Source organism: Halomonas sp. NCCP-2165 (assembly GCF_023708045.1).
Classification (GTDB): domain Bacteria; phylum Pseudomonadota; class Gammaproteobacteria; order Pseudomonadales; family Halomonadaceae; genus Bisbaumannia; species Bisbaumannia pacifica.
Genome location: NZ_BRCY01000052.1, coordinates 1 through 7,227, shown reverse-complemented (window position 1 = coordinate 7,227; position 7,227 = coordinate 1). Strand labels below are relative to the sequence as shown.

General features: G+C 69.1%; 6 protein-coding genes. 5 read left to right on the top strand and 1 reads right to left on the bottom strand.

From position 1 onward, the window contains the following. On the top strand, positions 1-1,314 hold a 1,314-nt coding region (locus NFU04_RS16155; RefSeq protein ID WP_309296799.1), incomplete at its 5' end, for a hypothetical protein. 9 nt (positions 1,315-1,323) lie between these two features. Here NFU04_RS16155 and NFU04_RS16150 read toward each other — a convergent pair. Beyond that, the gene (locus NFU04_RS16150) at positions 1,324-1,836 is read right to left on the bottom strand and encodes a zinc ribbon-containing protein (protein WP_251310432.1); all 513 of its coding nucleotides are present in this window, start codon (positions 1,834-1,836) and stop codon (positions 1,324-1,326) included. 195 nt (positions 1,837-2,031) lie between these two features. Here NFU04_RS16150 and leuS point away from each other — a divergent pair, with 195 nt between their 5' ends. The 4 genes from leuS (at position 2,032) to hutC (ending at position 7,102) form a co-directional block, all read left to right on the top strand. Further along, the gene (gene leuS / locus NFU04_RS16145) at positions 2,032-4,650 is read left to right on the top strand and encodes a leucine--tRNA ligase (protein ID WP_251310431.1); all 2,619 of its coding nucleotides are present in this window, start codon (positions 2,032-2,034) and stop codon (positions 4,648-4,650) included. Between the two features lie 33 nt (positions 4,651-4,683). Next, positions 4,684-5,175, top strand: coding sequence for an LPS-assembly lipoprotein LptE (locus NFU04_RS16140; protein WP_251310430.1), 492 nt, complete (start codon positions 4,684-4,686; stop codon positions 5,173-5,175). An 11-nt stretch (positions 5,176-5,186) separates the two neighbouring features. Beyond that, positions 5,187-6,245, top strand: a complete 1,059-nt coding sequence (gene holA, locus NFU04_RS16135) for a DNA polymerase III subunit delta (protein ID WP_251310429.1) — start codon at positions 5,187-5,189, stop codon at positions 6,243-6,245. Between the two features lie 140 nt (positions 6,246-6,385). Next, positions 6,386-7,102, top strand: a complete 717-nt coding sequence (gene hutC / locus NFU04_RS16130) for a histidine utilization repressor (RefSeq protein ID WP_251310428.1) — start codon at positions 6,386-6,388, stop codon at positions 7,100-7,102. Positions 7,103-7,227 lie beyond the last annotated feature (125 nt).

The following is a 7,227-nucleotide window of genomic DNA, read 5'->3' as shown; positions in this document are numbered from 1 at the left end:
CTCCACCAGCCCCGCCCCACCCCGCGCCGGGTCGTCGCCGGCCTGCTGTTGCTGCTGGGCCTGATCGCCCAGATCCTCCACTTCACGCCGCTGCCCTTGCCGTCCCCCTGGGTCAGCTACCTGTTCTGGGCGGCGACGGCACTGCTGTGGCGGGATATTCCCCGACGTAATCGCCTCCAGGCCAGCGCCCTGGCCCTGCTGGGGGGCGGCCTCCTGCTGCTCAGCCAGCTCCGCCACGGGGCGGCCATCGACTGGTCGCGCAGCCTGGAGGGCAACGTCTATGTGGTGGCCATGCTGGTGGGGGTGAGTTTCCTGGGGCTGCTCGGCACCCGCCCGCCGGCGGCGCCCCGGCGGCGAGTCACCGGTCGGCCCGGCATCGCCCATACCTGGCTCAGCGTCCATCTGCTCGGCGCCATCCTCAACCTCTCCACGGTCTTTATGGTGGGGGACCGGCTACGCGCCCGGGGCGAACTGACCACACCGCAACTGATGACCCTCAATCGCGGCCTCTCCAGCGCCGCCCTCTGGTCGCCCTTCTTCGCCTCCATGGGGGTGGCGCTCACCGTGGCCCCGGAGATGAGCTACGGCTGGATCCTCGCCTTCGGCCTGCCCCTGGCGCTCGTCTCGGGCCTCTTCACCTGCCTGGAGCTGGGGCGACGCTTCGATCTCTCCCAGACCCCGGGCCATGCCCTGACCCCCACCAACCTGCTGATGCCCGGCGCCATGGCGGCCCTGGTGCTGCTCTTCCACTACGGGCTGACGCCGGGGCTCTCCATCGTCAGCCTGATCACCTTCCTGCTGCCGGCGGTGGCCCTGGCCAGCAACCTGCCCAGGGGGCCCCGCTGGACGGCCCGGCGCGTCCTGGATCATGCCCGCCAGCGGCTGCCGGCGATGCGTGGGGAGATCTCGCTGTTCCTGTGTGCCGGCCTCTTTACCCGGGGACTCTCCGCCTGGGTGAGTGCCGCCAGCGGCGGGGACTGGGTGCTCTTCGCGCACTTCGGGGCCAAGGAAGCGGCCCTGAGTTACCTGGCCATCATCGCCAGCGCCATCGCCGGGTTGCACCCGATCATCGGGGTCTCGACCCTGGCCTCGCTGATCGACCCGGAGGGTAGCCGCCTGACCCTGCTCGGCTTCGTGGCCCTGGCGGCCTGGGGGGTGGGAACCGCCGTGGGGCCCCTGTCGGGGATCAACCTCTCCCTGCAGGGGCGCTACGGCAGCAGCGGCTACACCATGATGCGCCATAACCTGACCTACGCCGCACTGATGTCGCTGCTGGTGGTGGCGGTGATCTTCGCGCTGGATCGGCTGCTCTAGCCGCGCCTGCTACGCCTCCGAGGCGCGGGCGAAGTAGCGGTGCCCGCACCGGTGGCAGGCCTCGATACGGGTCACGCCTTCCAGCTCCACGGGGGCGCCGCAGTGCACGCAGGCCATGCGCCCGGGGGCGGCGATCTCGCCCTCGCAGTAATCGGCCCGGGCCGCCTCCAGGTCGTCGCTGAGCCGCTCGCGCTCGATCACCGAGCGGTCGGCGATGGAGAAGAGCGCATCGGTGACCTTGCGTGACAGCACCGAGAGGTCGATGCCCAGCCAGCTGGCCACGCCTTGCCCCCCCGCCGCCAGGTAGCGGCGCATCTCGCGCAGGTCCCGCTCCACCCAGGCGCGCAGCAGGGAGAGCTCGTCCTTGGTGAACTCCTCGAGCTCCGACTCGAACTCCACCGCCTCGTCCAGCTCCTGCTGCAGGGCCTCCCAGGAGAGCTCGTCGGCGCCATGCTGCAAGCGCGCCAACATGCGCTCATAGCCTTCCCGCAGCCGATGCTCTCGCTCTTTGTGCTCGCTCATGGTGCGCTCCTTGGTTCCACCGGCCTGGCGCCGGGCCAGGCCCTTACCTGACAGGACCTTACTAAGGTATGCTTGTGCCCCATTCGATGGTGCCAAGCCGCCGCTTCGACAGTTGTAACATAGTCTACCCACGGCGGCGCCCGGATCGCGCCAACGCTTACGCCATCCCCCTCCACAAGGTGACAGACCGAACCGATGGACGCACAGTACACCCCCCATGAGATCGAACGCGATGCCCAGCAGTTCTGGGTGAAGAACGAGTGTTTCAAGGCCGTCGAGGACGCCAATCGCGAGAAGTTCTACTGCTTGTCGATGTTCCCCTACCCCAGCGGCAAGCTACACATGGGTCATGTGCGCAACTACACCATCGGCGACGTGGTCTCCCGCTACCAGCGCATGCAGGGCAAGAACGTCCTGCAGCCCATGGGCTGGGACGCCTTCGGCATGCCGGCGGAGAACGCCGCCATCAAGAACCAGGTGCCGCCGGCCAAGTGGACCTACGAGAACATCGACTACATGCGCAACCAGCTCCAGGCCCTGGGCTTCGCCTACGACTGGAGCCGCGAGTTCGCCACCTGCGACAGCGACTACTACCGCTGGGAGCAGTGGTTCTTCACCAAGCTGGTGGAGAAGGGGCTGGTCTACAAGAAGATGTCCACCGTCAACTGGGACCCGGTGGACCAGACCGTGCTGGCCAACGAGCAGGTGATCGAGGGCCGTGGCTGGCGCTCCGGCGCCCTGGTGGAGCGCAAGGAGATCCCGCTGTGGTTCCTCAAGATCACCGACTATGCCGAGGAGCTGCTGGCGGATCTCGACAAGGTCGAGTGGCCCGAGCAGGTCAAGACCATGCAGCGCAACTGGATCGGCAAGTCCCGGGGCGTGGAGCTGAGCTTCGAGATCAAGCCCGCTGAGGGCTCCGAGATCAAGGCCGCCGACGGCACCCCCGCCGAGCCGCTGTCGGTCTACACCACCCGCCCCGACACCCTGCTGGGGGTCACCTATGTGGCGGTGGCCGCGGGGCACCCCCTGGCGCGCGCCGCCGCCGAGGGCAACCCCGAGCTCGCCGCCTTCTGCGAGGAGTGCGCCCGGGGCGGCACCTCCGAGGCGGAGCTGGCCACCAAGGAAAAGAAGGGCATGGCCACCGGTCAGGTGGCGATCCACCCGCTGACCGGCCGCGAGGTGCCCGTCTACGTGGCCAACTTCGTGCTGATGGAGTTCGGCACCGGCGCGGTGATGGCGGTGCCCGGCCATGACCAGCGCGACTGGGAGTTCGCCACCAAGTACGGCCTGCCCATCGAGGCGGTGATCGCCGACGAGAACGGCCAGGCCCCGGATCTCTCCGAGGGCGCCTACGTGGAACACGGCCGCCTGATCCACTCCGGCGAGTTCGACGGCCTCGACTTCGAGGCGGCATTCGATGCCATCGCCGCCAGGCTCGCCGAGAAGGGCGTCGGCGAGGTCAAGACCAACTTCCGCCTGCGCGACTGGGGCGTGGCCCGCCAGCGCTACTGGGGCGCGCCGATTCCGGTCAAGTACGGCCCCGAGGGCCAGACCGTGCCGCTCTCCGACGATGAGCTGCCGGTGGCCCTGCCCCAGGAAGTCACCGTGGACGCCTCCGGCTCGCCGCTGAAGAAGATGCCGGAGTTCTCCGACCTGGGCGATGGCTGGGTCCGCGAGACCGACACCTTCGACACCTTTATGGAGTCCTCCTGGTACTACGCGCGCTTCTGCTGCGCCGACAACCCGGACGCCATGCTCGACGAGCGCGCCAACTACTGGCTGCCGGTGGACCTCTATATCGGCGGCATCGAGCACGCCATCCTGCACCTGCTCTATGCGCGCTTCTTCCACAAGCTGATGCGCGACTTCGGCCTGGTCGACTCCGACGAGCCCTTCCAGCGCCTGCTGACCCAGGGCATGGTGATCGCCGAGACCTTCTACCGAGAAGAGGCCAACGGCGCCAAGACCTGGTTCAACCCCGCCGACGTGGAGGTCAAGCGCGACGACAAGGGCCGCCCGGTGAGCGCGGTGCTGATCGAGGACGGCCAGCCGGTGACGATGGGCGGCATCGAGAAGATGTCCAAGTCGAAGAACAACGGCGTCGACCCCCAGTCGATGATCGAGCGCTTCGGCGCCGACACCGTGCGCTTGTTCATGATGTTCGCCGCCCCGCCGGAGCAGTCCCTCGAATGGTCCGACTCCGGGGTCGAGGGCGCCAACCGCTTCCTCAAGCGCCTGTGGCGCCTGGTGGCCGAGCACCTGGCCGCCGGCGAGCCGGCGCCGCTGGATACCGCCAGCCTTAACGATGCCCAGCGCGACCTGCGCCGCAAGACCCACGAGACCATCAAGAAGGCCAGCGACGACATCGGTCGCCGCACCACCTTCAATACCGCCATCGCCGCGGTGATGGAGCTGACCAACGCCCTGGGCCGATTCCACAACGACAGCGACGACACCTCGCCCCAGGGCCTGGCCGTGGCCCGGGAGGCGGTGGAGGCCTGCGTGCTGCTGCTGGCCCCCATCACCCCGCACATCAGCCATGCCCTCTGGGCCGAGCTGGGCCACGACGGGCCGGCCATCGACGCCGCCTGGCCGCGCCTCGACGAGTCCGCCCTGGCCCGCGACAGCATCGAGCTGGTGGTGCAGGTCAACGGCAAGCTGCGGGCACGCATCGAGGTGGCCCCGGACGCCGAGAAATCGGCGGTGGAAGCCGAGGCCCTGGGCGCCGAGAACGTCCAGCGCCACCTGGAGGGCAAGACGATCCGCAAGGTGATCGTGGTGCCCGGCAAGCTGGTCAATATCGTGGTGGGCTAGGCCCACCCCTGCCATGGGCCAAGGAGAGCCAAGATGCAACGGCGTCACTTTCTACGCCTGACCCTGGCCGGTGTCGCCGGCCTCGGCCTGAACGGCTGCGGCTTCCGACTCCGCGGCCTGCAAGCCGGCGGCGGCCCCGAGGCCCTGCACCTGGCCGCCGCCAATGACGACCTGGCCCAGGCGGTGCGCGAGCGCCTGGGCCAGGCCGGCACCCGCCTGGACGAATCGGCGGCGCTGCGCCTCAACCTGGGGGCCGAGCGCCTGCGCGAGCGCCCCCTGGGCATCGCGGAGAGCGGCAACCGGGAGATCGAGCTGATCCTCGAGGCGCCCTTCTCGGTGCAGCGGGTCGCGGACGGCGCCTACCTGCTGCCCCGGGAGACGCTCGGCGTCAGCCGGCGCCTGCATATCAACGAGGCCAACCTGCTGGCCGCCGACGACCAGCGTCGCGAGGCCGAGGCCCAGCTGCGCCGGGAGGCCGCGTCTCGCCTGCTGGAACGCCTGCGCCCCCTGGCCGGGCAGGAATAGGCAGCGTCGCCATGAAGGTCTTTCCCGACAAGCTGCCCGAGGCGCTGAGCCGCTCGCTGCCGCCGGTGGTGATCGTCGCCGGCGAGGAGCCCCTGCTGCATCAGGAGGCCTGCGATGCCGTGCGTGGAGCGGCGCGTAACCGAGGCGTGGAGGAGCGGGAGGTGCTGCATGTGGAGCAGGGCTTCCAGTGGAGCCAGCTGCTGGAGGCCAGCGCCAGCCTGTCGCTGTTCGCCTCCGCCAAGCTGATCGAGCTGCGCCTGGGCGGCGCCAAGCTGGGCCAGGAAGGGTCCAAGGCCCTGAAGGCCTATGCCGAAGGGCTCGAGGGTAGCGACAATATCCTGCTGCTGAGCATGGGCAAGCTCGACTTCCGCGAGCAGAAGAGCGCCTGGTTCAAGGCCCTCGACAAGCTGGGCCTGTTCGTCCCGGTGTGGCCGGTGGATCACCAGCGCCTGGGGTTCTGGCTGCGTGACCGGGCCGCCCGCCATGGCCTGAGCCTGGACATGGAAGCGGCCCGCCTGCTCGGCGAGCGCACCGAGGGCAACCTCTTGGCCGCCGACCAGGAACTGCAGAAGCTGGCCCTGCTGATGCCTCCCGGGGCGCGTCTGGACGCCTCGGCCATCGCCGGCGGCGTCGAGGAGAGCGCCCGCTACGATATCTTCACCCTGAGCGACGCCTGCCTGCGCGGCGAGCGGGAGCGTGCCTCGCGGATCCTCGCCGGGCTGCGCGGCGAGGGGGTGGAGGCGACCCTGGTGCTCTGGGTGCTGACCCGGGAGCTGCGCACCCTGCTCTCCCTCTATCAGCACCTCGACCAGGGGCAGAGCTTCGAGCACGCCTGCAAGGCCCAGAAGCCGCCGATCTTCGACAAGCGCCGCCCCGCCTACCAGCAGGCCCTGAACCGCCTGCCCACCAGGCGCCTGCACAAGCTGCTGCTGTTCGCCCAGCGCCTCGACCTGGCCATCAAGGGCGCCAGCCCCGTGCCATTGTGGGACGGCCTCCACGACCTGGCGCTGACCCTGGCCGGGGGCCGCGGCCCGCTGGCCGAGTCCCCCTATGCCTACAGGGTGGGCTGACCCCACGCTCCGCCCCCGGCGCCCTCGGCCATTCCACCCGCGATCCTCCCGCCCCGCCACCCGGCGGGGATGCCTGGCGGGCACACAGCGGGTAGACTAGCTGTATAGACATTCGCCTGCGGCGCAAGGACACCGACCCCATGGGCAGCTCCCCCCCGCTCTACCTGCAGATCCAGCAGCACCTGCTGGAGAAGATTCATGCCGGCGACTGGCCGGCCCACCACCAGATCCCCCCGGAGGAGCAACTGGCCCGGGATTTCGGGGTCAGCCGCATGACCGCCAACAAGGCGATCCGCGACCTGGTGCAGAAGGGCTACCTGACCCGCCAGCCGGGTCTCGGCACCTTCGTCACCGACCGCAAGGCGGAGTCGCCGCTGCTCGACGTACACAATATCGCCGAGGAGGTACGCGGCCGGGGCCACACCTACCGCAACGAGGTGCTGACCCGGGAGGCCATCGAGGCGGACGACGAGGTGGCCCTGCGCCTGGGCATGCGCCTGGGCAGCCGGGTCTTCCATACCCTGCTGGTGCACTACGAGGACGAGGTCCCCATCCAGTTGGAGAATCGCTACGTCAATCCGCGCTGGGTGCCCGACTACCTGGCCAGCGACTTCGACCGCCAGACCCCCAACGAGGTGCTGGTGGCGGCCTGCCCGATCACCGATATCGAGCATATCGTCGAGGCGGTGCTGGTGGATGCCCGAACCGCCGACTGGCTGGCCATCGATATCGCCACCCCCTGTTTGAGCATGGTGCGCCGTACCTGGTCCGGCGACCAGTTGATCAGCTATGCGCGGCTGATTCACCCCGGCGACCGTTACAAGCTGCGCTCCACGGTCAGTAGCCGCCGCGACTAGGCGTGATCTCTCGGTAGGTTGTTCATCCGGAGCCGACCCGGAAAACTGGGGGTGCGAACCAAACCAACCTCCAGGAGGCCCGGATGAACACCCATAAGAATGCCCGTCTCACTCCTCATGGTCGA